The sequence below is a fragment of the Natrialba hulunbeirensis JCM 10989 genome, from assembly GCF_000337575.1.
Lineage (GTDB): Archaea > Halobacteriota > Halobacteria > Halobacteriales > Natrialbaceae > Natrialba > Natrialba hulunbeirensis.
Genome location: NZ_AOIM01000009.1, coordinates 132,989 through 154,261 on the forward strand (window position 1 = coordinate 132,989; position 21,273 = coordinate 154,261).

Consider the following 21,273-nt stretch of genomic DNA (forward strand, 5'->3'; position numbering starts at 1 on the left):
ACCACAACCACACGACCGCTTTCGTTTCTGCTGCGTGCTACCTGTTCGTGACCTCCTGGTCTTTCTCTGGCTCCGTCTGGGACTCTACCGTGTCAGCCTCCGTCTCCGGTTCTGCTCGCGACTCTCTCACGTCGGACTCGAGTTCTCCGTCCCCTTCCATCGACCCCGTCGATGCCACTCGAAACCCACGATCACCGCGCGCCTGATGCGTTCGTTGGGGATACGGAATCGTAATCGCTTCACGCTCGAACGCGTCCTTGATCGCGTCGATGACGACCGTCTGGGCCTGCCAAACGCGTCTGCGCTTCGGGTCCTCGATCCAGAACTGTAACTCGAGTACGACCGCGGAGTCGCCGAAGCGTTTGGAGACGACCTGGGGCTCTTTGAGTGGGCTGATGATGTCGATATCGGTGATAGCGTCTCGGATGATGGTTCGGGCGCGATGGAGGTCAGTCTCGTAGTCGACGCCGAGTTCGATGTCGACGCGGAGGCGATTGCTTCGCGAGTAGTTGATGAGTTCGTTCGAGGTGAGTTCGTCGTTCGGGACGAGGACGTGTTCGTCGTTGAACGTCCGGATCTTCGTGTGTGAAATGGTGATGTCCTGGACGATGCCGGCGGTTTTGCGCTCGTTCTGGTTTGCGACTTCGATCCAGTCGCCGGCCCGGAAGGGGCGCGTAAAGAGGAGGAGAAAGCCGGCAACGAACGCGGCGACGGTCTTCTGAGCGGCTAGCCCGAAGACGGCGCTGACGACACCAGCACTGAGGATGAGATTCGTCAGTTCGATCCCCCAGATCGACATGATGACCAGCCCTGCGACGACGAAGATACCGGCGTCGGCCGTGTGGTAGGCGACCTCTTTCTGGTGGTTCGTGATGAGGTCTTCTCGGTAGAGGCGGTCGAACGAGCGGTTGACCATTCGAATGAGCAGATAGCCGGTGATGAGAATCGCGACCGACACCGCACCGCGGATACCGGTGAATCTGTCGACGAAGATGGCGTCAAGAACCTCCTCGAAGACGAACGAGAGTGCCCAGATGTCGGCAAGAACGTACGATGCAACGACGACGCTCCCAGCGAGAACGGCCATCTCGACTGCTTCAGCAAAGTTTCGCGTATAGCGGTCGCCGAGGAGACGTCGCAGGCTTCGAATCAACGCAAATAACGCGACGAGTGCGAAGATAACGGCGATGCTAGTGAGCAGTTGCAGTGGCGGAGAGCCGTAGAGTACGTCCTGTATCCAGTCGCGGTAGAGGGAGAACGTCATTTCGGATGTGGCGCTCGTTGCTCTGCCGTTCTAAGGGTGTTACTTGCGTGCGACGGTACTGTGCTGGAACCGATGTGTGCCGGCTCTCCCCTACACGATCCGGCCTGAACGGACCCGAACCAACCCGAACTAACCTAACCCAACTCGAATCGCACGACCCGACACCGCGGAGGTTTTGGTCCGTGCATGAATACCCCCCAGTAATGAACGACGATCTCCGCGAACGGATCGAGCGCGAAGCCGAGAAACACGCGCTGTTGAACGCCGTCAAACACGAGAGCGACGCCAACGTCGGCGCCATCATGGGGCCGCTGATGGGCGAAAACCCCGACTTCCGCGAGCACGGGGACGAAATCCCGGGCGTCATCGGCGGCGTCATCGGCCAGGTCAACGACCTTTCTTACGACGAAAAGCGCGAGCGACTCGAGGAGCTCGCGCCCGAGGAACTCGCCGAAATCGAAGCGGAGGACGAGGCGGACGAACACGACCTGCCGTCGCTCCCCAACGCCGTGGAGCCAGGCTCCACGAGCCCTGACTCGCAGGCTCGTCAGGACGCCGAGGAGCACGACGACATCCGCATGCGCTGTGCGCCGAACCCGAACGGCCCGTGGCACGTCGGCCACGCCCGCATGCCCGCCGTCATCGGCACCTACCGCGAGCGCTACGACGGCTGGTTCTGCGTGCGCTTCGACGACACCGACCCCGAGACGAAGCGTCCCGACCTCGAGGCCTACGACGCGATCCTCGAGGATCTCGAGTACCTCGGCTTCGAGCCGGACGAGATCTTCCGCGCGAGCGACCGACTCGAGACGTACTACGAGCACGCCCACGAACTGATCGACCTGGGCGGGGCCTACACCTGCTCTTGCTCGGGCGAGGAGTTCTCGGAGCTGAAGAACTCGGGCGAGCCGTGTCCCCACCGCGAGAAGGACGTCGAAACGGTCCGCTCGGAGTTCGAGGACATGGTCGCCGGCGAGTACGAGAGCGGCGAGATGGTCCTCCGTGTGAAGACCGACATCGAGCACAAGAACCCCGCGCTGCGTGACTGGGTCGCGTTCCGGATGATCGACACGCCCCACCCGCGCGAGGAAGCCAGTGAGTATCGCTGCTGGCCGATGCTCGACTTCCAGTCCGGTGTCGACGACCACCTGATCGGCATCACGCACATCATCCGTGGCATCGACCTGCAGGACTCCGCAAAGCGCCAGCAGTTCGTCTACGACTACTTCGGCTGGGACTACCCCGAAGTCGTCCACTGGGGCCACGTCCAGGTCGACGCCTACGACGTGAAGATGAGCACCTCCACGATTTCGGAACTGATCGAGGAGGGCGAACTCGACGGCTGGGACGACCCGCGCGCACCGACGCTCAAGAGCCTCCGCCGGCGCGGCATCCGCGGCCAGGCCATCGTCGACGCGATGGTCGAACTCGGTACCTCGACCAGCGACGTCGACCTCGCGATGAGTTCCGTCTACGCGAACAACCGCGACCTGGTCGACGACGAGACCGACCGCCGATTCCTCGTCCGCGACGGCGTCGAACTCCCACTCGGCGGCAGTCCGCCAGCAGAGGCCAACCCGCCGCTACACCCCAACCACGAGGAACGCGGCGTCCGCGAGATTCCCGTCGGCGATGCCGTGCTACTCGAGTCCGACGACCTGCCAGCCCGCGAGGAGCGCATCTGGCTCAAGGGGCTTGGCTGCTTCCAGTACACCCGCGATACGCTCCAGTACACCGGCGAGGACATCGACGTGGTTCGCGAGGGTGACGTCGACGTTATCCACTGGGTGCCAGCAGCCGAGAGTGTCCCCGTCCGGCTGCGGACGGTGACGGGTGACGTCGCCGGACAGGCAGAGCCCGAAGTGGGTGCACTCGAGTCGGACGAGCTGGTGCAGTTCGAGCGTGTTGGCTTCGCTCGGATCGACCGCCACGAGGACGACGAGACGGTCGCATACTATACGCACAGCTAGGCGCTCACCTGCGTGAGCGCGATGTGCTGTGTATTTCGGCAGTGAAAATTGAGACGGTGGCGGCACAAAGCAGGTAGCGAGCGGTGGTGTGTCGGCGTTGCTGTGGGCTACCTGGTCGCGGGTGTGGCGTTAGTTGTCGTCGTTGCCGTTCTCCTCATCACCGTTGTCGTTGTCGTTGCCGTTGCCGTTCTCTTCGTCACCGTTTCCGTTATCCTCCTCGCCGTTTTCTTCCTCACCGTTTTCTTCGTCTTCAGCGTCCTCGTCCGCTTCGCCGTTCTCTGCCTCTACGATTTCGATCGTGCCGCGCATCGTCCCCTCGTGCGGTCGGCAGACGTACTCCGCGATATCGTCGGTTGCTTCGAACTCGATGAACTGATCGTCGCCACCTTCGTCTGCTTCGTCAGTCTCGTAGTCATCGACGACTTCGTCGTCTTCGTCGACGAGTTCGATGTTGTGGGTACTGCCGTCGCCTTCTTCCCACCCGATTTCGTACTCTGCACCATCCTCAAGCGTGAGTGTCGGGTTCTCCTCGTCTGCGATCTCTTCTGGTTCGATACCGACCCAGCCTGCCGTCTGCGCGTCGAGTTCGATTACGGTGTCAGGCTCAATCGCCTCTCCGTTCTCGTCATCCGGCTCGTCGTTGCCGTTCTCGTCGCCGTTCTCATCCGGCGCTGGCTCGTCGCCGTTGCCGTTCTCCTCGCCGTTCCCGTTATCGTCCGCACAGCCTGCGAGGAACGCTGTTGCACCGACAGCACCCGCCACCTTGAGGATCGTTCGCCGAGTCTTGGAATTGTTTTCTGCCATACCTGCCTCTACGTCGCCGAGAGATGTTAAATCAAATCCGGCAAACTGATGATATTCTCAGTTTTTGAGTCCATTTCTGGTTTACTTTTACAACATACGTTCAGTATACGACGACTGTCCCCGAGTGCTACTCGAGTAACTCGTCTGCGCTGTCTGGACTCGGGTCGGCGACGACACCGTCCTGGCGACCGAGCACGCGGGCGTGTGGAGCACAGACGAGGCGGTTGTCGGCCCAGGGGATGTGTAACTCGACCGTGGCGGCCCGCTCACAGTCCGATTCGGCACATTCCATAGCGGAGACACGACGGCGAGTGACTCAGTCTTTTCGCGGCTTTCGCGGGTTGGAATTGAACAAAACGGGATCAAAAGACGAAGACGCCGATGAGGAATCCGAACAGGATCGACACTGTCAGAAGCGCCTGCACTGCTGTCGAGGCCAGAATACCGAGCGTCGCGTAGATTGCCGACTGAGTGCTCTGGTTGACATCACCGGCCCGGACGAACTCGACGACGAAGACGGTCCCAAACAGACCGACGAGCAATCCGAGCGGACCGGTGACGAGCATCAACAGAATGCCGACGACGGCAGCGAGACCTGTCGTAGTCCAGGAGGCCCCGCCCGCTCGCGCCGCGATCGACCCCGCGAAGAACTCGACGAACAGCGTCACGAGCCCGAGAATCGTCAATACGATCATCGTAACCGTCCCCGGCTCTGCGAAGCCGGACTGCCACCAGTAGAAGTAGACACCCGACAGTGAGAGCAAGCCGCCGGGAACGAGTGGGATGACGGTCCCGACGACGCCGGCGGCGAGCAACGCAACCGCGAGTAGCAAGACCACGTCCACCATACCACACTCGACACCCGCCCGCGTGAAAGCCGTACCGCCTCCCAGCGACAGCACCGTCTCGGGGTGCCACCACCCGTTTTCCTCCAGTACAGTTACGTACACTGGGTGACCAGCAGGTGACATGACAACAGCGCCAGCAGCCACGGACCACTCAGCACAGCCGCGAGGCGCCATCATCGTCGGCGCGTCGTCGGGCATCGGCGCGGCACTCGCGCGCGAACTCGCCGCAGACGGCTACGAGGTCGGCCTGACAGCCCGTCGAACGGCGCAACTGAAAGCCGTCGGCGGCGAGCTCCCGACGAAAGCCTACGTCGCCACCATGGACGTCACCGACACCGAAACCGCTCGCGAGCACTTCTTCGAACTCGCCGACGCAATGCCGTCCGTCGACCTCGTCGTCATCAGCGCCGGTGTCGGTGACGCGAACTACGCACTCGAGTGGGAGTCCGAGCGCCAGACGGTCGACGTCAACGTGCGTGGCTTTACGGCGATTGCGACGGCGGCGATGGAGTATTTCGAGTCACGGGCGGACGACAGTTCGGGTCCACACGGACACCTCGTCGGGCTCTCATCGGTCGCAGCCCACTTCGGCAACGGCGGCACGCAGGCGTACAACGCCTCGAAGGCGTACGTCTCGCGCTATCTCGAGGGGCTACGGAGTCGGCAGGCCGGCAACGACGCGAACGTGACGATCACGACCATCGAACCGGGATTCGTCGACACCGACCTCTCGTACGGGTCGTTCTGGGAGTGCTCACCGGAAACCGCTGCGAGCCAGATCGCCGACGTGATCCGCGAGGAGCGCGACCACGCCTACGTCACCCGGCGCTGGCGGCTGGTCGCGTGGGTGCTGAAGGCGCTTCCCGAGTCAGCGGTTCGCCGGCTGTTCGCCTGACTGGTTCGTTACTTGCCGGCAAACCGATCTCGTACCGCTATTGCTACCTCGTCACCGTACTCGTCGACCAGCGGCTGGAACACCTCTCCGAGCGCGCGCATACACTGTCCGGCCGAGGGGTACTCGAGTCGATCCGCCACAGCGGACCACTCCCGACCTTGCAACGCACGCAAGACGAGTAGCCGTTCCCTGCGTGCGGAGAGGTCGACCTCGGCTGGGTCCTCGACGAAGTACCGGATCACCAGCTCGCGAAACGGGCCGGGATCCACGTCGAACAGGCCGGGGCCGTAGGCCGCGCCGGCGACGACCCGCCAGTCGTGATCGCCGAGCGCCAGCGGCGGTGCGGCCTCGCTCGCAGTGGCCCGCAACACCGCCCGGACGACGTCGGGGTCCAGATCCGCGAGCGAGTCCGAACACAGCGCCGCGAAGCGGCGGGCGAACCACGCCGCGTGACGGTCGTGTAACCCTCGTCCAGCCTCGCTCGTCGGGGCCAGCATGAGCGCCGAGTACTCCCCGCTCGCGTCGTTGCGCGTCGTCGAAACGTGTACCGCCCGGAAGCCGTTCTCGCGCCAGAACTCGAGTAGCCCCGGCGTCGCGCCGAAGCCGGTGCCGAGCCAGTCCACCGTCGGGGCGAACTCGTCGCGGATGGACTCGAGTAGCCGCGAGCCAAGCCCTCGCGACCGAACCTCGTGGTGGGTCGCGATGCGAACGATGCGGATCCCGGCCGGCTTGCTCGCGGATTCATCGCGGAGCTGGCTCGTAAGCACGTCAGGGAGCATGTTCCCGCGGACGCGGCCGCCCTCGTACATCATCGCCCGTGTGTCGGCGTCCAGGTTCCCCTCACGAGCGAGCAGGGCGACGCTGACGACGTGCCCGTTCTGGACCAGCGCGCGTGCCTCGAGATTCGGCGCGTCGAGCAACCGGGCGAGGTCGTTCGGCTCGGTGCGGTAGTGAGCGAGCACGAGCAGGCCGAAGGCCTCACGAAGGAGGTGGTCGTCCGCGAGCAGGTCGTCGGACTCGAGTACCCGGTAGTCGACGCGCTCGGGTGTGGCGTCGGCGACGAGCGGCGAGACTGGCGGTCGTGCGTCGAGCAAGAGCGCGCGAAAGGCCCAGACCTCGAGCGGGTCGCCCGCCGCGTACCGGATCGGCTCGACGAGCGTGTGGTCGTCAACCTCGTGTGCGCTCTCCTCGAGTCGATCCCGAAAGCGTACCGAGAAGCCCCGGCCCGCGCCCTCGTAGCCGTGGATCGTCGTCGCGAAGGCGACGCGGTCGGCAGCGAGAAACGACTCGAGTCGGGACACGGGGAGCGCGGCGGCTTCGTCGACGATCACGACATCGGCGGCGTTCAGCTCAGCCACTGCCTCGGCTGGGTCACGAAACCAGATGTGACCGCCCGCGCTCGTCGTAATTTCGCGGGGGATTCCCTGCTCGTCTGTCCGAACGTCCGCATCAGGATCGCAGTCGCCGACGAGTTCGCCGGCACGGGCGAACAGTTCCGTCGTGTTCCGGAACGCCGGTGCAGTGATGAGAACGGAGTCGCCGTCGAGTGCGAAGCTTCCTGCCGCCAGTCCTGCAGCGCTCGACTTCCCGCGGCCGCGGTCAGCTTCGAGGACGACGGCCTGCTCGGAATCGGAGAGCGCTTCGAACGTAGCGAGTGCGTCACGCTGATGCCCGGTGAGACAGGCGTCGTAGGCGGCGTGGGGAAACGTCGTGTCCGACGGGGTGGCGCTTCTGTCACCGCTATCGTTACCGCTACCGTTTCCCCCGTCGTCGGCTGGCTGCCAGACCGGTGCCGGATGCGTGAGCCCTGTGTCGGTAACCTCGTGCGCAGCGAGTTCGGTCGGATCGTCCGGAACGCCAGTCGAATTCGTTCCGTCGAACTCGACGATCCCAATCCCACGGTGCTCGCGAAGCGTCTCGATTACTCGGGACCGGAAGCGGCCCGTCACGTCGGCCGTCGTGAACGGCGGCACCGCGAGCGACTCGTCGAACGTCGTGGTCTGGTCGGGCCAGTACTCGAGTTCGGGTGCGAGCACGAGCAGGAGGCCGCCGCCGTCGATGGTGCCGACGGTGCGACCGAGCGCGTTCGGCTGGAGGTCTGCGTGTGCGTCGAGGACGAGTAGCTGGCGAGTTGTGCCGAGCAGTTCCGTCGTATGCGGTTGTGTAATCTGCTCGCAGCGAAGGCGGTCGTCGGGGCCGACGAGCGTCGTGTCAGTGATGGCGACCGGGAGCGTCGAGAGGATGGACTCGATACAGACGTAGCCGCGTTCGCGGTCGCCGCTGAGGACGAGGGCGCGCCGTTCGGTGGTGTCCTGGGCCTCGCGGTAGAGGTCGGTCGCGAGGGTGCCAACGTTCATAGTCGGTGTTCGGACGCGAGGCCGTAATACTGTGTGATCACCGGTCCGGTGTCACCGATCAACTGCTAGCCATTGAGGACTGTGCGTCCAGGTCACACTCGTCCAGCGTTTTGAACACGCTTTTAAGGGGGGCAACGCTACTGACGTAGTACACCCTACGCGGGGTTGATGATGCTCCTAGCCTTACAGGACCGCCGCCGGGCACAGCCCGGCCTGGGGTTCGGTTTCCGGAGCCGGAGTCGATGCCGAATTCACACCTAATTCGATTCTGGGAACGGAACGCAGGCCGGACCCTCGAGGGCAGGGGAGCGCGAGCCCACGTGTAGGAGAGGTGAACAACCAATGTCAGTCTACGTCACAACCGACATCCCAGCAGACCTCGCAGATGACGCCCTTGAGGCGCTCGAGGTCGCACGAGACACCGGACGAGTAAAGAAAGGAACGAACGAAACCACGAAGGCGATCGAGCGCGGCAACGCCGAGCTCGTTTTCGTCGCTGAAGACGTCTCCCCCGAGGAGATCGTCATGCACCTCCCAGAACTCGCCGACGAGAAGGGTATTCCTGTCGTCTTTATCGAGACCCAGGACGACGTCGGCCACGCTGCGGGCCTCGAGGTCGGCTCGGCCGCCGCAGCCATCGTCGACACCGGAGAGGCCGAAGGCGACGTCGAAGACATCGCCGGCAAGGTCGAGGACCTCGACTGAGGTGATCAGAGATGAGTGCTGAAGAGGAAGAAAGCGGCTCCACGCCCGCCGAGGTCATCGAGATCGTCGGCAAAACCGGCATGCACGGTGAAGCCATGCAGGTCAAATGCCGAATTCAGGAGGGCGAGAATCAGGGACGAATCATCACCCGTAACTGCCTCGGACCGGTCCGCGAAGGGGACGTACTCCAGCTTCGTGAGACCGCCCGCGAGGCGGACTCCATCGGAGGACAGTAACCAATGGTCGAGAAACGCACCTGCGACTACACGGGCGAAGAGATCGAACCCGGCACGGGCATCATGTACGTCCGCAACGACGGTACCGTGCTTCACTTCGTCGACTCGAAAGCGGAGAAGAACTACAAGCTCGGTCGCGAACCGCGCGATCTCGAGTGGACCGAGGAAGGACGTGCCGGCAAGGGTCCTGCCCAGACCGGCACGCCCGCCGACGAGGAAGCCGATCAGGACGAGGACCTCGAAACCGAGGAAGACGTCGCTGACGACGAGGACGACATTCCTGCCGGGGACGAGACGGTCGACGAGACCGAATCGGAATCGGATGCTGACGCTGAGGCCGACGCAGATGCAGACGCCGACGCCGAGGCAGCCGACGAGGAGAGTGAGGCCTAATGAGCGAGCACGAACGCACCTTCGTGATGGTCAAGCCCGACGCCTTCGCGCGTGGACTCGTGGGCGAGGTCATTTCCCGACTCGAAGAGCGCGGACTCAAACTCGTCGGCATCAAGGTCGAAACGATGCCTCGCGAGCGTGCCGAGGAACACTACGGTGAACACGAGGACAAGCCGTTCTACGACGACCTCGTTGACTTCATCACCTCCGGCCCCGTCGTCCCGATGGTCTGGGAAGGACAGGACGCAACGCGTCAGGTCCGCCAGATGATCGGCGAGACGGACCCACTCGAGGCCGAACCGGGCACGATTCGCGGCGACTACGCACTCGACCTCGGTCGGAACGTCGTTCACGCGGCAGACCACGAGGACGAGGGCGCAAACGAGCGCGAAATCGCAATCCACTTCGACGAAGACGAGCTGACCGACTACGAGCAACACGACGGCGAGTGGCTCTACGAGTAACGCTCGACAGCTCTCACTGCAGACATAACAGTCATTGACTGTTCTCCTGTTTCACTGACTGTGAGCTGTTGCGCTACACGCTGGTTCGCTGTGGTCCGCTCCAACGTTGTGCCGTACATCTTGCCACGACCGATTCTGTTATACAATCGCTCTCGTTTCATTACCGCCAGACAGAAATTTATGCCAGACAGTGAGACAGGTAGACGTAACATCTAATGTGACGGCTGCTGTAGAGAGCCGTGGTGGTTTCGAATGGTAATATATGGTAGGGGGTCTGTGGATGTGTAAAACAGGACGGGAGTCAACACAACATGCGGTCGAGGCGACGCCATCACTCGATCTCATTTTCGAACTCCTGTCGAACCAACGACGGCGATACGCGCTATACACGCTCTACGAGCAATCAGATGGTGTTGCGACGGTCGAGGAGTTGACCGACTCGATCGTCTCGTTCGAACGGCGGTACGCCGAGTCAGCATCAAGCACAGAGTCGCCGTCGACGGCGATACACCGTCAGCACTCGAGTCGCGCCGACAGCCAGGTCGCTGGCGAAGACCAACACCAGGTCGTCGAGACCGAGCTCCAACACGTTCACCTACCGAAACTAGAAGAGGTGGGTGTGATCGAACACGACCGCCGCAGCCAGATGGTTCGGTACTGGTCCCAGCCGTCACTCGAGGAGTGGCTCGAACACGCCCACCACAAGGAACGACGCGCACGAACCGATCACTAACTGGCCGGTGAGGACGAGAGAACGGTGCGGATAGTGAGGATGGTGAGGTTAGTGAGGATGGTGAGGATGGTGGGAGTCGAGCGAATAGGGGGTTCCGACGCCGGTTCGTGGGTTCTGGGGAGTCCGACGACTGTGTGGTGAGCGATAGGTTGGGTGCGTCCACCCGGTCAATTTGTGACACCGTGTGACGAGCCACCGCTGAAAGGTTTAACACGTCGCCTGATGACCACTCAGGTGGAGTCGGGGACAACCGGTTCCCGAACGTGATAGTGTGGTATGGTATCATTTCACTCCTGAACACTTAACAGGAGAGAAACCTAACCACTCACTAGGTGTTTACCCATGACTGACCACGAACTTCCACCACTTCCATACGATTACGACGCACTGGAACCGTCGATCTCCGAACAGGTTGTCACCTGGCACCACGACACGCACCATCAGGGCTACGTCAACGGGCTGAACTCGGCTGAGGAAACCCTCGCCGAGAACCGTGAGAACGGTGAGTTTGACTCGACGCCGGGTGCGCTCTCGAACGTCACCCATAACGGCAGTGGACACTACCTCCACACACTGTTCTGGGAGAACATGTCGCCAAACGGTGGCGGCGAGCCAGAGGGCGATATCGCAGACCGTATCGAGGAGGACTTCGGCTCCTACGAGGGCTGGAAGGGCGAATTCGAGTCCGCTGCCGGCGCCGCCGGCGGTTGGGCGCTGCTGGTATACGACCCAGTTGCGAAGCAGCTTCGCAACGTCGCGGTCGACAAGCACGACCAGGGCGCACTCTGGGGCTCCCACCCAATCCTCGCACTCGACGTCTGGGAGCACTCCTACTACTACGACTACGGTCCAGACCGCGGCAGCTTCATCGACGGCTTCTTCGACGTGATCAACTGGGACTCGGTCGAGGACGAGTATCAGAAGTGCCTCGACCACTTCGAGTAAGCAGCACCGAGACGAGTAGCTGAAGCCAGCGGGCTGTGCGGTCTCATCTTGTATTTTTATTCCACTGATCGGTGAGCGACTGCCATCGACGCTGCTCGTCGAATCAAGTAACTTGTGAACAAGCACCACTGTTTATCAGCCCGGCCGATGACGCGGTCCGTATATGGCCGCCGAGGAGGAACCCGAGTTTCCATCTGAGTCCGAATCCGAACCCAGCGCCACGTCTACGGTCGGATCCGATGCCGGCTCTGTACCCACCACGTCCACCGAGCCAGCCGCGGATACGGGCACCTCACAGACGAAATCGCTCGAGAGTGCACTCGAGTCCGCCTGCCGTGGCGAGGTGCGTTTCGACGACTACACGCGAGTACTGTACGCCACCGACGGGAGCATCTATCAGGCACAGCCGGCGGGCGTCGTCGTGCCGCGAGACGCGGCTGACGTACAGGCGGCGGTTCGCGTCGCAGCCAAACACGACGTGCCGGTGCTCCCACGGGGCGCGGGCTCGTCGCTCGCCGGACAGGCGGTCGGTCCCGGCTGTATCGTGCTCGATCTCTCGCGGCACATGGACGAGATTCGGGAGATCGACCCGGTGCGCCAGCGCGCTACTGTCCAACCAGGTGTCGTACAGGATGACCTCGACACTGCGCTCGAACCGCACGGACTCAAATTCGCGCCCGATCCGGCCTCCTCGAACCGAGCGACGATCGGCGGCGGTATCGGGAACAACTCGACGGGTGCACACTCGGTCCGCTACGGGATCACCGACGCCTACGTCGAGGAATGTGAGGTCGTCCTCGCGGATGGCTCACAGATTCGGACGCGAGATGTCGTGTTGGACAGCCCGGAGTGGGACCAGATCGTCTCGAAAAATGACCGCGAAGCTGCAATTTATCAAACCGTTCGAGCCGTCGTCGAGGACAATGCCGACGAAATCGAAGCACGCTACCCTGACCTCAAACGCAGCGTCAGCGGCTACAACCTCCAGAAAGTGATTAGGACCACCGAGCAGGGGGAACGAGTGATCAACCTCTCGAAGCTCATCGTCGGCGCGGAGGGCACCCTCGGTGTCGTCGTCGAAGCTGATCTCTCGCTCGTCACCCGGCCGGAGGAAACCGCGCTCCTCGTCTGTTGCTACGACGACCTCCTCGAGTCGCTCGCTGCTGTGCCCCGGGCACTCGAGTACGATGCCAGCGCGGTCGAACTCATGGACGAGGACGTGTTTCGACTGGCCGCCGACTCGACGGAGTACGCCGAGTTCGCCGAGCCGATTCCGGACGGGACTGCGGCGGCACTCCTGTTGGAGTTCGACTCGGAGGTGGTCGACGACTTGTCGGCCGCGGCCGAGCGCGCACGTTCGGAACTCGTCGAATCGGGGGCTGCGGTCGAGTCGCTCGAGGCGTTCGCCGCCGACGAGCAGGATCGGCTCTGGAAGCTCCGCAAGGCTGCGATTCCGCTGCTGATGAGCATGGAAGGCGACCCCAAACCCTACCCGTTCGTCGAGGACGCCTCGGTCCCACCCGCGGAACTCGCGGAGTACGTCGCTGGCTTTCAGGAGATTCTCGAGGCCCACGACACGAAAGCGTCGTACTTCGCCCACGCGGGTGCGGGGACGCTGCACATTCGGCCTGTCCTGAACCTCAAAGACGGGGGCGGTGTCGAGATCATGCGCTCGATCGCCGAGGACGTGACCTCGCTCGCGCTCGAACACGGCGGCTCGTTCTCCGGAGAGCACGGCGACGGGCTCGCCCGGACCGAGTTCAACCCCAAACTGTACGGCCCCGATCTCTGGGACGCGTTCAAGAAGGTCAAGTCCGCGTTCGATCCCGACTGGCGCATGAATCCGGGGAAGGTCGTCTCCCGCGAGTCAGAACCGACGGACATCCGCGACAATCTTCGCTACGGCCCCGACTATGCGACACTCGAGCCACGGACAGCACTCGAGTTCGAGTCGGAGGGCGGCTTCTCCCATCTCGTCGAACTCTGTAACGGCTGTGGGACCTGCCGCCAGACCGACGGCGACGTGATGTGTCCGACGTATCGGGCGACCGGCGAGGAGATCGCGACGACACGCGGCCGGGCCAACTTGCTCCGGGCGGCGATTAGCGGCGAACTCGACCCCGATGCGCTCTACGATGACCGGTTCCAGTCCGAGGTGCTGGATCTCTGCATCGGCTGCAAGGGCTGCCAGAGCGACTGCCCGACCGGCGTCGACCTGGCAAAGCTCAAAGCCGAGGTGAAACACCAGTACCACGAGCGCGAGGGCGTCGGCGTACGCGAACGTCTGTTCGCGAACATCGACCGGTTCGCCGCGCTCGGGAGCACGGCCGCGCCGCTCGCGAACCGCGCTACAGCAGTGCCCGGTGCGCGACGGGTACTCGAGAAGACCCTCGGCATCGCATCCGAGCGAACGCTTCCCTCGTTCCGTCGCGAGTCGCTTGTCGACTGGTTCACAGCCCGCGGGCCGCAGGTCGATCCCGCGGACGCCGTAGCCGGCGTCGTTCTCTATCCAGACACGTATACGAACTACTCGAACCCCGAACCCGGAAGGGCCGCCGTCGAGCTACTGGAGGCTGCGAACGTTCACGTCCGGATTCCGGATCTCGGCCCGACGGGCAGGGCCGCCTACTCACAGGGGGTGCTCGACGATGCCAGCGGACGGGCCGAGACGCTGCTCGGGGAACTCGAGTCGTTCCTTGATCGGGGCTGGTCGGTGCTCTTTCTCGAACCGTCCGACGCGTCGATGGTGGTCGACGAGTACCGATCGCTGCTCGGCGACGAGTACAGCGAGCACGTCGACCGCCTCGCGGCGAACGCCTACGGCGTCTGCGAGTTCATCGACACGCATCGACTCGACGATAGTATCGCGTTCGACTCGAGTGCGGCGGGCGAGGGGCTGACGTATCACGGGCACTGCCACCAGAAAGCCCGTGGCGCGGACCATCACGCCGTTGGCGTCCTTCGGCGGGCCGGTTACGCGGTCGATCCCGTCGACTCCGGCTGCTGTGGCATGGCCGGCAGCTTCGGTTACGAGGCCGAACACTACGAGCTCTCACGGGCAATTGGCTCGCTTCTGCAACCGCAACTCGCCGACAGTTCGGGCACAACTGTCGTCGCCCCAGGAACCTCCTGTCGGACGCAGATCGGCGACTTCGAGGGTGAAGAGCGGCCGGACCATCCGGTCGAACTGCTCGCTCGTGCACTCGCAGGCTGAGTTCGACCGCTCACCGCAGACGTGAGAACGAACGCTTTAGGCGTCTGACCGGTGTACGTGTGAGCGAACGAATGCCCGTACCCAAATCCGAGTTCGACAGCCTGCCGCCGTGTGACTTCTACACGCCCGCGGAACTGCTCGAGGACGACCAGATGTACACCGTCTACGAAATCGCCCGCATGCTCCAGGGGCTCGAGGCCGACGCCGAAATCGATCAGGAGACCGAAGCTATCCTGCTCGACTGGGCGATTCCATGGATTATGACCAACGCGGCCGAACTCGTGGTCGCCGAACCGCGAAGCGACGACGAACCCGGCTACTACGGGCTGAAGACGGACGAGTAGATGATTCTGCTCGTCGTTGGCACTGACCGAGTCGACGCCGGCAAGACCACGTTCTCGGTCGGCCTGCTCGAACGCACCGGCGCTCGCGGCTACAAACCCCGCGCAGGCAATGACTTCTGGTTCGACCACGACGACTGCCAGCGCGCGCTCACAGACGGGCGGCTCTACGGCAAGGACGCCGCCCGACTCGCCACTGCCGAGAACAGGGATCGAGCTCCCGAAGCCCTCAACCCCGTCCATCGGCTCTGGCGACCGACACCGGACGCGGGGGCCGGTCTGCTCGGCCGCCACGACCGCGAGTTCGTCGTCGACCGTATCGGCCGCGGCGAGGACGCGACGTACGTCCGAAACGCGACCGCCGAGGTGCCCGCAGCCGTCTCCGAGGCGCTCCCGCTCGAGGACGCGATTCCCGTCGAGACCGTCGAGGAGTTCAATACGGTCGCCGAGCAGCGGTACGTGCCGGCGTTCGCTGACCTCGCCGCGGAAATCGAGGCGACGGATGTCGCCGTCGTCGAATCCTACAGCGACATCGCCCAGCCACTCCAGTCGCTCGACCCCGCGGCCGTCACGGCGGTCGCCGCCGTCGAACCCGGCCGCGTCCGAATCTACCCCGGCGACCGCTACTGCCGGGCCTGCGAAATCGCGAGTTCCAGCCCGAAAGACGGCGCACTCGAAAAACGCGTGCCGGACGTACTCGAGTACCTCGACCCACTCGATCGGGTGTCGTTGCCGCCACTCGAGAGCGCGGATCGTGACGATCCCGCAGCGATCGCCGACGCGTACAGCACGGCCTACAACGCGTTGCTGGCTGCGGCCCGCCAGGGTGGCCCGAAGCGCGCTGAGTGAGCGAACTCGTTCGGCGTCTGACCGTGTGATAGCCCAGCATGCTGCTTGCGGAACGATCAACTTACAACCACGGAGTGTAACCACTGGGTGATGAGACGACGAACGTTCGTCGGCACACTCGGTGGGGGAGCGATCGCTGGCTTTGCAGGCTGTCTCTCTCGCGAGGATACCGACGACGAGGACGAGAACGGCGATGCAAACGGCGACCCAAACGGTGACGAGACACCCGACCCAGAGCCCGAGAACCCCGATCTCGAGGGCACGCTCGAGGTCGTCACCTACGAGTCGATGGTCGACGGCGATAACCCGGCCGGTCCGTGGCTCAAAGACGCCTTCGAGGAAGCGTATCCCGACGCGGAACTCGAGTGGACCCGTCTGCCGGACCAGGGAATCAACCACTACATCAACAGCGCCGACCAGGGCGAGTCGATCGATCCCGATGTCTACCTCGGGCTGAACATCGACGATCTGGTGACTGTCGACGACAACCTGTCGGATGGCGGCCTGTTTCGCGAACTCAACACCGGCCGAATCGAGCGCTCGGGTCGCATCCGCGATGGCCTCGATATGGGCGACCCGCACGACCGCGTGCTCGCGTACGATACGGGCTACATCAGCCTCGTCTACGACGAAAACGAGGTCGACGAGCCACAGACGTTCGAGGACCTACTCGAACCGGCGTACGAGGATGCGCTGATCGCCCAGAACGCACAGACCTCGGACCCTGGCCAGGCGTTCTTACTCTGGACCATCGACGCCTTCGGCGAGGACGGCTACCTCGACTACTGGCGGGACCTGCAGGACAACGGCGTTCGTGTGCTCGATAGCTGGAACGACTCCTACTACGGCGCGTACATGAACGAGGAGCGTCCGATGATCGTCTCCTACTCGACGGACCAGGTGTTCGCCTCCGCGGAGGGCCACGACCTCAGCCGTCACCAGATCGGCTTCCTGAACGACCAGGGCTATGCAAACCCCGAAGGGATGGCGATCTTCGAGGATGCGGACCAGCTCGACCTCGCGTACGCCTTCCTCGATTTCGCGCTCTCGAACGACGCACAGGCCGAAATCGCAGAACGGAACGTCCAGTTCCCGGCCGTCGAAGACGAGCACGTCGACCTCGACGAGGAGTTCGACCAGTACGCCTACGTGCCGCCGGAGGCCGTGACGGTCGGCTACGACGACCTCCGCGGAAACGTCGACAACTGGGTCGACGAGTGGGCGCGCGAAATCGCGAGCCAGTAGGCCCGTGTCTCGGTCGGGGGACGATTCGCCGCCACAGCCGGCGTCACAGGCTGGCAACGAACGGGGCCAGACGAGCACCAGCGACGGCGAGTGTCAGAACGAGTGCGAGTGCGAGAGCGAGAGCGAGTACAACCACGAGCGCACGCTTCCTTCTCCCGACTCCATATCGCTCAATACAGAACTTCGACACTGGCTCGACAGCCACGCGCTCGCACTGCTCGCCCTCGCCACCGCCGCCGTCCTCGCGGTCATGCTCTACCTCCCGACCGGCGTCGTCCTCGTCAACGCCGTCGTCGAGGACGGCATCCCAACACTCGCGCCGTTCGTCGACGTCCTCACAGATCCCTTCTACTTCGGCATCCTGGCAGACGTCTTCGCTGACCCGCTCGCGATCGGCGAACACCTCCACGCACTCGCCGGCTGGCTCGCAGCCATCTCGATTTCAGTTGGACTCGAGTACCGACTCCCAGTGCCGTTCGTCCAGTTCGAGCTGCCGATCCCCTGGGTTGGTGTCGAGACCCCCGGCGTTCGGCAGGGGCTGTTCGGCTTTACGGCATACCAGGCCGCGCTGTCGACGGTTGCGAGCGTCGCGATCGGGTTGCCGGCGGCGTATATCCTCGCGAACTACGAGTTCTACGGGCGACGGACGCTGCGATCGCTGACGATTCTGCCGTTCGTGCTGCCGGGGATCATGGTTGCTGTGGGCTTTTACGCGATGTTCGGCCGCTCCGGGACGCTGAACACGGTCCTGGGCGGGGTTGGCCTCGGCCCGTTCGCGTTCGTCGAGTCGAATCCGCTCGCGATCGTCATCCTGGCCCACGCCTTCTACAACGCGCCGCTGGTCGCCCGGATCACCGTCGCCGCCTGGGAGTCAGTCGACGTCCGGGCCGTCGAAACCGCTCGCAGTCTCGGCGCGAGCGAGCGCCGCGCCTTCCGGGACATCGTCGTGCCACAGCTCGCGCCGGCCGTGCTCACCGGAGCGCTGTTGACGTTTATCTTCACGTTCATGACGTTCCCCATCGTGCTCGCGCTTGGCGGCCTGCAGCTTGCGACTGTCGAGGTCTGGATCTACGACCGCATCCAGCGGCTGGACTACACCGAGGCCGCGACGCTGGCCGTCCTCGAAACCGTTCTCTCGCTCGGACTAACCTACGCCTACCTCCGTTACGAGTCCGCCCAGTCGGGACTCTCGCAGGCAGCCTCGCCGCCGCCGAAGGAGGCGCTATTTCCCGATCTCCGAACGGTCCTCTCTCCCCGACGGCTCGCTATCCTCGGCTACGGGCTCGTCGCGCTCGTCCTCTTCGTCGGCCCACTCGCGAGCCTCGTCATCGGGAGTCTGACCGACGGGAGCGGCTTTACGCTGCGAAACTACGCCTTCCTGCTGGAGCGCCAACTCGAGGGCGAGAGCTTCCAGACCCAGCCGTGGCCGGCGATCCGGAACTCGTTGCTGTTCGGTGTCGCAACGCTCGCGGTCGCGGTGCCGATGGGCGTCGTCATCTCGGTGCTGACGGTTCGGGCGGGTCGGAGCGGGACGATAATCGACACCCTCGCAATGCTCCCGCTCGCGGTCAGCGGGGTCGTCTTCGGCATCGGGCTGCTCCAGGGGCTCGTCTTCGGTATCTCGCTGCCCGGCGGCTGGCAGTTCCAGGTGACCGGCGCGGTCGCCATCGTCGTCGCGCACGCGGTCGCAGCCTACCCGTTCGTCACCCGGAACGTCTCGCCGCTGCTCTCGAATCTCGATCCGGCGATGGTCGAATCCGCGCGTGCGCTCGGCGCGTCGCGATTCCGGGCGCTGCTCGACGTGGAACTCCCGCTGGTCGCGAGCGGTATCGTCGCCGGCGCAGCCTTCGCCTTTGCCATCTCGATCGGCGAGTTCTCTTCGACGGTGATTTTGGCCAGCGGGAGCGAGAGCTACACGATGCCCGTCGCCGTCGAACGCTACCTCGGTCGCCGAACCGGCCCCGCAATCGCGATGGGGACGCTCCTCTTGTGCGTCACAGCGGCCAGTTTCGTCGTCATCGACCGCGTCGGCGGGAGGTACGAACTGTGACCGAACTTCGACTTGCAGGCGTCTCGAAGCGCTACGGTGGCACAGAGACGAGTACCACGGCCGACGAAAGTGGAGCTGAAGCGATCGCCCTACAGAACGTCGACCTCACCGTCCGCGACGGCGAGTTCTTCACGCTCGTCGGCCCTTCCGGCTGTGGCAAGACGACCACGCTACGGACCATCGCCGGTTTCGAGGAGCCGACGACCGGCACCGTCACCTTCGACGGCGACCCGATGACCGGCGTCCCGCCAGAAGACCGGGATGTCGGCGTCGTCTTCCAGAGCTACGCCCTTTTCCCACACCTCTCGGTCGCCGAGAACGTCGGCTACGGGCTCAAGTTTCGAGCGCCGCCCGCTGGACTGACCGTCGATGAACGTGTGCGCGAGCTACTCGAGTTAGTCGACCTCGAGGGGATGGGCGAGCGCGATCCGACACAGCTCTCTGGCGGCCAGCAACAACGGGTTGCCCTCGCTCGTGCGCTCGCACCGGCACCGGAGTTGCTCTTGCTCGACGAGCCGATGAGCGCGCTCGATGCCAGACTGCGCGAGTCACTTCGCCGGCAACTCTCTCGGATTCAGTCCGAACTCGAGATCACTACGGTCTACGTCACGCACGATCAGGCGGAGGCGCTCGCGATTTCGGATCGCCTTGCGGTGATGCACGACGGCGAAATCGAACAGGTCGGCCGGCCGAAGGATGTCTACCGCGAGCCGGCCTCACGCTTCGTCGCCGAGTTCGTCGGTGACAACAACGTCTTCGACGGCCGGGTGGTCGATCACGATGGGGAGCGTGCGACTGTCGCAGTGGGTGAGACAGGAGTCGAGACGGGGATGGGGTCAGAGACACAAACACAGACACAGGCACAGGTAGAGACACAGAAACAAACACGGACGACGTTCACACTCGCTAACGTTCCGACGGACGTAACGCACATCGCTGTCTGTGTGCGGCCAGGTGCGCTCAGTCGCGAGGCGACGCAGAATCAGCTCACCGTCGACATCGAGACGACCGAGTTCCTCGGCGAGCGCGTTCGCGTTCACGGCCACTGGAACGACGTTCCGATCGTTCTCCGGCTCGCGGAGCCGCCCAGCGGTGAGACGTGTTCGGTCGGGTTCGAACCCGGGGCGGCGCATGTACTCTCATCGAGCGACGACTAAGCACCCCGACGCTCTGGGCCCGTCGTCCGTCGCTCACACTTACGCTTGTCGCGCCATTCGTCCCGATAGCTCGACGTGATCGTACGGCTCACTCGTCACACTCGGGCCATGTCCCGTGTGCATCTCGGTCAGCGCTGTGTCGATGGACTCGAGTACCCGGTCGATGCTCTCGATCAACGTCTGGCGGTCACCCTCCGGCAGATCCGTGCGGCCGAAGCTACCGTTCTGGAAGACCAGGTCGCCGGCGAAGAGGATGCCGGCGTCGGCGGCGTAGAAACACAGGTGGTCGTCCTTGTGGCCGGGGGTGTAGAGGGCGATGTACTCGTTGTCGCCGATCGTGAGGGTCTCGCCGTCCTCGATGGCGTGGTCGACGCCGTCGATCGTCTCGTCGTAGCCCCAGACGTCGACGTCGAAGGCGTCGACCACGGCGTCGACGTTCCCGACGTGGTCGCGGTGGGTGTGTGTGAGGACGACGGCATCCAGGCCATCGACTCGAGACTGAATCGCGTCGACAACGTCGAAGTTCGCCCCGGTGTCGATTAGTACGGTTCGGTCGCCTTCGACGAGAAAGACGTTGCTGGTGAACGCCTGCACGCCCTGTGCGAGATTGTGGATCATAGCGACCCCTACGAAGGCGAGGGGTTTGTGCGTATCGACACTCGCTGTCGCCGGCTCTGATCGCGAATCTCGCTCAGTCGCGAGTGTGGTGAGTCGAGTCTCTCTAACCTACACGAAACCGAACAGGTTTCTCGACCGTCGGTTCTCGTATTCACAAGCATTTTTAGCTCCGGCACGTAGTGAGC

General features: G+C 63.8%; 20 protein-coding genes. 14 read left to right on the top strand and 6 right to left on the bottom strand.

Features of this window, described 5'->3' with window-relative positions; genetic code table 11:
* Positions 1 to 37 precede the first annotated feature (37 nt).
* Positions 38 to 1,264, bottom strand: a complete 1,227-nt coding sequence (locus tag C483_RS01950) for a mechanosensitive ion channel family protein (protein ID WP_006651660.1) — start codon at positions 1,262 to 1,264, stop codon at positions 38 to 40.
* A 203-nt stretch (positions 1,265 to 1,467) separates the two neighbouring features.
* Between C483_RS01950 and C483_RS01955 the strand changes: the two genes are divergently transcribed.
* Positions 1,468 to 3,234 carry a glutamate--tRNA ligase gene (locus C483_RS01955; RefSeq protein ID WP_006651661.1) on the top strand — a complete coding sequence of 589 codons (1,767 nt, stop codon included), beginning with the start codon at positions 1,468 to 1,470 and terminating at the stop codon, positions 3,232 to 3,234.
* 129 nt (positions 3,235 to 3,363) lie between these two features.
* Here the strand turns inward: C483_RS01955 and C483_RS01960 are convergent, their stop codons facing one another.
* The 3 genes from C483_RS01960 to C483_RS01965 form a co-directional block, all read right to left on the bottom strand.
* A complete protein-coding gene (locus C483_RS01960) occupies positions 3,364 to 4,038 on the bottom strand; it encodes a twin-arginine translocation signal domain-containing protein (protein WP_006651662.1) in 675 nt (224 codons plus the stop codon).
* Positions 4,039 to 4,165: 127 nt separating this feature from the next.
* Positions 4,166 to 4,330 carry a hypothetical protein gene (locus tag C483_RS20320; RefSeq protein ID WP_006651663.1) on the bottom strand — a complete coding sequence of 55 codons (165 nt, stop codon included), beginning with the start codon at positions 4,328 to 4,330 and terminating at the stop codon, positions 4,166 to 4,168.
* Between the two features lie 70 nt (positions 4,331 to 4,400).
* The gene (locus C483_RS01965) at positions 4,401 to 4,886 is read right to left on the bottom strand and encodes a DUF456 domain-containing protein (protein WP_006651664.1); all 486 of its coding nucleotides are present in this window, start codon (positions 4,884 to 4,886) and stop codon (positions 4,401 to 4,403) included.
* Positions 4,887 to 5,007: 121 nt separating this feature from the next.
* Here C483_RS01965 and C483_RS01970 point away from each other — a divergent pair, with 121 nt between their 5' ends.
* Entirely contained in the window at positions 5,008 to 5,781 is a 774-nt protein-coding gene (locus C483_RS01970; RefSeq protein ID WP_006651665.1) for an SDR family NAD(P)-dependent oxidoreductase, read from the top strand.
* An 8-nt stretch (positions 5,782 to 5,789) separates the two neighbouring features.
* On the opposite strand, the gene tmcA is transcribed toward C483_RS01970, so the two are convergent.
* Positions 5,790 to 8,138 (bottom strand): tRNA(Met) cytidine acetyltransferase TmcA, encoded by a 2,349-nt coding sequence (gene tmcA, locus C483_RS01975; RefSeq protein WP_006651666.1) that lies wholly within the window; start codon positions 8,136 to 8,138, stop codon positions 5,790 to 5,792.
* Positions 8,139 to 8,480: 342 nt separating this feature from the next.
* On the opposite strand from tmcA, the gene rpl7ae reads away from it, so the two are divergent.
* From rpl7ae to C483_RS02035, 12 genes are all read left to right on the top strand, one after another.
* Positions 8,481 to 8,843 (top strand): 50S ribosomal protein L7Ae, encoded by a 363-nt coding sequence (gene rpl7ae, locus C483_RS01980; protein ID WP_004213999.1) that lies wholly within the window; start codon positions 8,481 to 8,483, stop codon positions 8,841 to 8,843.
* An 11-nt stretch (positions 8,844 to 8,854) separates the two neighbouring features.
* A complete protein-coding gene (locus C483_RS01985) occupies positions 8,855 to 9,079 on the top strand; it encodes a 30S ribosomal protein S28e (RefSeq protein WP_004214009.1) in 225 nt (74 codons plus the stop codon).
* 3 nt (positions 9,080 to 9,082) lie between these two features.
* The gene (locus tag C483_RS01990; RefSeq protein WP_006651667.1) at positions 9,083 to 9,472 is read left to right on the top strand and encodes a 50S ribosomal protein L24e; all 390 of its coding nucleotides are present in this window, start codon (positions 9,083 to 9,085) and stop codon (positions 9,470 to 9,472) included.
* A complete protein-coding gene (gene ndk / locus C483_RS01995) occupies positions 9,472 to 9,936 on the top strand; it encodes a nucleoside-diphosphate kinase (protein ID WP_006651668.1) in 465 nt (154 codons plus the stop codon). Before C483_RS01990 ends, ndk begins: the two co-directional genes overlap by 1 nt.
* A gap of 280 nt (positions 9,937 to 10,216) precedes the next feature.
* Positions 10,217 to 10,669, top strand: coding sequence for a DUF7344 domain-containing protein (locus C483_RS02000; RefSeq protein ID WP_006651669.1), 453 nt, complete (start codon positions 10,217 to 10,219; stop codon positions 10,667 to 10,669).
* Positions 10,670 to 11,011: 342 nt separating this feature from the next.
* Positions 11,012 to 11,614: a superoxide dismutase gene (sod, locus tag C483_RS02005; RefSeq protein WP_006651670.1), complete on the top strand. Its 603-nt coding sequence runs from the start codon at positions 11,012 to 11,014 to the stop codon at positions 11,612 to 11,614.
* Between the two features lie 163 nt (positions 11,615 to 11,777).
* Positions 11,778 to 14,828 carry an FAD-binding and (Fe-S)-binding domain-containing protein gene (locus C483_RS02010; protein ID WP_006651671.1) on the top strand — a complete coding sequence of 1,017 codons (3,051 nt, stop codon included), beginning with the start codon at positions 11,778 to 11,780 and terminating at the stop codon, positions 14,826 to 14,828.
* Positions 14,829 to 14,899: 71 nt separating this feature from the next.
* On the top strand, positions 14,900 to 15,172 hold the full coding sequence (locus tag C483_RS02015) for a DUF5827 family protein (RefSeq protein ID WP_006651672.1): 273 nt from the start codon (positions 14,900 to 14,902) through the stop codon (positions 15,170 to 15,172).
* Positions 15,173 to 16,018 (top strand): hypothetical protein, encoded by an 846-nt coding sequence (locus C483_RS02020; protein WP_006651673.1) that lies wholly within the window; start codon positions 15,173 to 15,175, stop codon positions 16,016 to 16,018.
* Positions 16,019 to 16,108: 90 nt separating this feature from the next.
* Positions 16,109 to 17,263 (top strand): thiamine ABC transporter substrate-binding protein, encoded by a 1,155-nt coding sequence (locus C483_RS02025; protein ID WP_006651674.1) that lies wholly within the window; start codon positions 16,109 to 16,111, stop codon positions 17,261 to 17,263.
* Between the two features lie 163 nt (positions 17,264 to 17,426).
* Entirely contained in the window at positions 17,427 to 19,313 is a 1,887-nt protein-coding gene (locus C483_RS02030; RefSeq protein WP_049912387.1) for an ABC transporter permease, read from the top strand.
* A complete protein-coding gene (locus C483_RS02035) occupies positions 19,310 to 20,470 on the top strand; it encodes an ABC transporter ATP-binding protein (RefSeq protein WP_006651676.1) in 1,161 nt (386 codons plus the stop codon). The genes C483_RS02030 and C483_RS02035 overlap by 4 nt, the downstream gene beginning before the upstream one ends.
* A 39-nt stretch (positions 20,471 to 20,509) precedes the next feature.
* Here C483_RS02035 and C483_RS02040 read toward each other — a convergent pair whose 3' ends face one another.
* On the bottom strand, positions 20,510 to 21,088 hold the full coding sequence (locus C483_RS02040; RefSeq protein ID WP_006651677.1) for an MBL fold metallo-hydrolase: 579 nt from the start codon (positions 21,086 to 21,088) through the stop codon (positions 20,510 to 20,512).
* Positions 21,089 to 21,273: the final 185 nt, after the last annotated feature.